The sequence below is a fragment of the Streptomyces sp. NPDC054847 genome (assembly GCF_053610925.1).
Genome location: NZ_JBSGZJ010000611.1, coordinates 1 through 3,339 on the forward strand (window position 1 = coordinate 1; position 3,339 = coordinate 3,339).

3 protein-coding genes and 1 pseudogene are annotated in these 3,339 nt (G+C 73.6%); all 4 read right to left on the reverse strand.

Annotation, left to right across the window (positions count from 1 at the left end; translation table 11 throughout):
• A pseudogene (locus tag ACWGH4_RS33155) lies at positions 1-215 on the reverse strand (hypothetical protein); the annotation flags it as partial.
• Positions 208-1,098, reverse strand: a complete 891-nt coding sequence (locus ACWGH4_RS33160; protein ID WP_005309543.1) for a branched-chain amino acid ABC transporter permease — start codon at positions 1,096-1,098, stop codon at positions 208-210. The pseudogene ACWGH4_RS33155 and the gene ACWGH4_RS33160, both read right to left, overlap by 8 nt.
• Positions 1,095-1,889 carry an ATP-binding cassette domain-containing protein gene (locus tag ACWGH4_RS33165; RefSeq protein WP_441261649.1) on the reverse strand — a complete coding sequence of 265 codons (795 nt, stop codon included), beginning with the start codon at positions 1,887-1,889 and terminating at the stop codon, positions 1,095-1,097. Before ACWGH4_RS33165 ends, ACWGH4_RS33160 begins: the two co-directional genes overlap by 4 nt.
• On the reverse strand, positions 1,886-2,686 hold the full coding sequence (locus ACWGH4_RS33170) for an ATP-binding cassette domain-containing protein (RefSeq protein WP_441261648.1): 801 nt from the start codon (positions 2,684-2,686) through the stop codon (positions 1,886-1,888). The genes ACWGH4_RS33165 and ACWGH4_RS33170 overlap by 4 nt, the downstream gene beginning before the upstream one ends.
• Positions 2,687-3,339 lie beyond the last annotated feature (653 nt).

Below are 3,339 nucleotides of genomic sequence, written 5' to 3' on the forward strand. Positions count from 1 at the left end.
GGAACGGACGGCTTCGCGGCCTCTCCCGACGGGGCGGGAACGGACGGCTTCGCGGCCTCTCCCGACGGGGCGGGAACGGACGGCTTCGCGGCCTCTCCCGACGGGGCGGGAACGGACGGCTTCGCGGCCTCGCCCGACGGGGCGGGAACGGACGGCTTCGCGGTCCCGACGCGCTCTGCGGCCTCGGCGGAGCCGGGGCGGTCGTTGTCAGACACGGGCGAGCTCCTTCGTGCCGAAGAGTCCGGCGGGCCGCGCCAACAGCACGAGCAGCATCACCAGATACGGGGCCAGATCCCCGATCCCCCCGCCCAGGAACGTCAGTTCGCTCTGGTAGCCCGTCGCGAACGACTCCGTGACCCCGACGATCAGGCCACCCGCCAGGGCACCCGTCGTCGAGTCCAGCCCTCCGAGGATCGCGGCGGGGAACGCCTTGAGGGCGGCGAGTGAGGTGGCCCGTTCCAGACCCGGCGTCGGGAAGACCGTCAGGAACAGCGCGGCGACCGCGGCGAGCGCGCCGGCGACCGCCCATGCCGACATCGAGACCCGTCCGAGGCGCACGCCCATCAGCGCGGCCGTCTGCGGGTTCTCGGCCGCGGCCCGCATCGCCACACCCCAGGAGGTGTAGCGGAAGGCGAGCAGGAACGCCGTGATGAGCAGCGCCGCGGCGACGAACGCCGCGATCCGGGTCTGCGCGATCGTGATCTCGCCGAGGTTCACCACCCGGTCGCCCCAGGGGTCGCCGAGCGCCATCACGTCCGTGCCGATCAGCCGGGTGAGCTCGGTCGTCAGCAGGATGTCCACACCGATCGTGACGATGGCGAGGACGCTGTGGTCGGAACCCCGGTAACGGCGCATGACCAGGAAGTCGACGGCGGAGCCGACGACCGCCGCGCCGGCGATCCCGACGGCCAGCGCCGGCCAGAAGCCGAGGTCGTCGTGGAGGACCGCGGTGATGTAGCCGCCCGCCAGGAGCAGCGAGGCATGGGCGAAGTTGACGACCTCCGTCGCCTTGAAGATGACGACGAAGCCGAGGGCGATCAGCGCGTAGACGGAGCCGATGGACAGCCCGCCGAGGAGAAGTTCTGTGAACGTGGTCATGGCGTGGCCTCCGTACCGAGGTACGCCTGCACTACCGCCGGATCACCCTGTACCTCGGCGGGCGTACCGCCCGCGATACGGCGTCCGAAGTCGAGCACGGTCACGGCGTCCGCGAGCCGCATCACCACCCCCATGTCATGTTCCACGAGCACGATCGATATGCCGAGGCTGTCGCGGACGCCCGCGACGACCGCGGCGGTCTGCCGCCGTTCGTCGGCGGTCATGCCCGCGACGGGCTCGTCGAGGAGCAGGATCCGCGGCTCCATGCACAGGGCGCGGGCCAGTTCCACGAGTTTCTGCTTTCCGTAAGGGAGTTCACCGGCGGGACGGTCGAGGTCGTCCGCGAGGCCGACGAACTCGGCGATCTCCGCGACGCGTTCGCGGTGCCGGCGTTCCTCGCGGGCCGCCGACGGCAGCCGCAGCCCCGCCGCGACGAACCCGGTACGGGTGAGCCGGTGCCGGCCGAGGAGCAGGCTGTCGGCGACCGTCGCCCGGGGCGGCAGCGCGAGATTCTGGAAGGTACGGGCGACACCGAGGGCCGCGATGCGGTGCGGCGGCAGACCGGTCAGCTCGTCGTCGCCGAAGCGGACACTGCCCTCCGTCGCCCTGTACACACCCGAGAGCACGTTGAACGTGGTGGACTTGCCGGCCCCGTTCGGCCCGATGACGGCGTGCACACTGCCCGGCTCGACGGTGAAGGACACCCCGTCCAGTGCGGTGAGACCCGCGAAGCGGACCGTCACCTCCTCGACGACGAGCGGTGCGATCGCCGTGGTCGTCGTCGCGTTCACGCGGACCACCTCCGCAGCGTCGGCGCGGCGTCCTGCGCCTGCACGGCGTCCTGTGCGGCGTCCTCGTCGACGACCCCGAGATAACGGCGCCGGACCTCGTCCGATGCCGCCAGCTCGTCGGCCGGTCCCTCGAGCGCGACCTCGCCGACGTCCAGGACATAGGCCCTGGAAGCCAGTCGCAGGGCGATCGCCGCGTTCTGCTCCACGAGCATCACGGGCGTGCCCGCGGCGTTGATCTCCTTGATCGTCTCGGCGATCCTCGCCGCCATGAGCGGGGCGAGGCCCAGCGAGGGCTCGTCGAGGAGCAGCAGCCGGGGGCGTGCCATGAGCGCACGTCCCATCGCGAGCATCTGCTGTTCACCGCCGGACAGGAGACCGGCCTTCTGCTGGGCGCGGTCGGCCAGCACGGGGAACAGCTCGTGCACGCGGGCGAGTGCGGCGGCGGACTCCCGCCGCCCGCGCACCCCGAGCGTGCCGGCCCGCAGATTGTCCGCCACGGTCATCCGTGCGAAGACCTGGCGGCCCTCCGGCACCTGGACGACTCCCGCCGCCACGACCCGGGCGGCGCTGAGGCCGTCCAGCGGACGGCCCTCGAAACTGATGCTTCCGGCGGTGACTTGCCCACGCTGGAACGGCAGTGTGCGTGACACCGCTCGCAGCAGGGTGGACTTGCCGGCACCGTTGCCGCCGAGCACGGCGACGACGGCACCCTCGGGCACCTCGACGGAGACGTCCCGCAACGCCCGCACGGGCCCGTACCCCACGGACAGCGCCCGCACCTCCAACGCGGCGGCCATACGCAACCCCTTGTCCGGCTCGCCAACGGTCGGCTCGCCTCTCGGGGGCCACACCAGCACCGGGCGGCGTGCCCGGTCCACGGCTGTCACGGGACTCGCTGCGCCTGACCAGCGGCGGGACAGCCACGTTGTGCACGGGCACAGCCGACACGCCGTGCCCCGGCGGCGTGGCGCTCCGCGGGTCACGTGCCGTCCCCGGGCGAGGCCCGGCCGGAGAGGGCGCGCCGTGCGGGCATGGCCCGGTCGAGTGCGTGACGTCCCCGGGCGTCGCCCGCTCGAGTGCGCTGCGCCCCTGCCGGGGCGGGGCCCGGTCCGGTTGCCTTGCGCCCGCGGGCATTGCCCGCTCAAGTGCGTGACGTCTCCGGGCGTTGCCCGGCCGAGTGGGTGACGTCCCCGGGTTGGGCCCCGGGCCGGGTGGGTGGCGCGGGGGGGCGGGGCGGGGCCCCGACGAGTGCGCTGCGCCCAGGGGCATGGCCGGCCCGGGCTGCGGACCGTTCGAAGGCGTTGCGCCTCTGCGGGGCGGGGCCCGGTCCCGTTGCGTTGCGCCCCCGGGCGTTGCCCGGCCGAGTGCGTGACGTCCCCGGGTTGGGCCCCGGGCCGGGTGGGTGGTGCGGGGGGCGGGGCCTCCGGAGGGGGGTGCCCGGAATGGCTGT

Bases quoted from the DNA above. Each gene is read 5' to 3' on its own strand.
- ACWGH4_RS33160 (WP_005309543.1), bottom strand. From the start codon at position 1,098: ATGACCACGTTCACAGAACTTCTCCTCGGCGGGCTGTCCATCGGCTCC.
- ACWGH4_RS33170 (WP_441261648.1), bottom strand. From the start codon at position 2,686: ATGGCCGCCGCGTTGGAGGTGCGGGCGCTGTCCGTGGGGTACGGGCCC.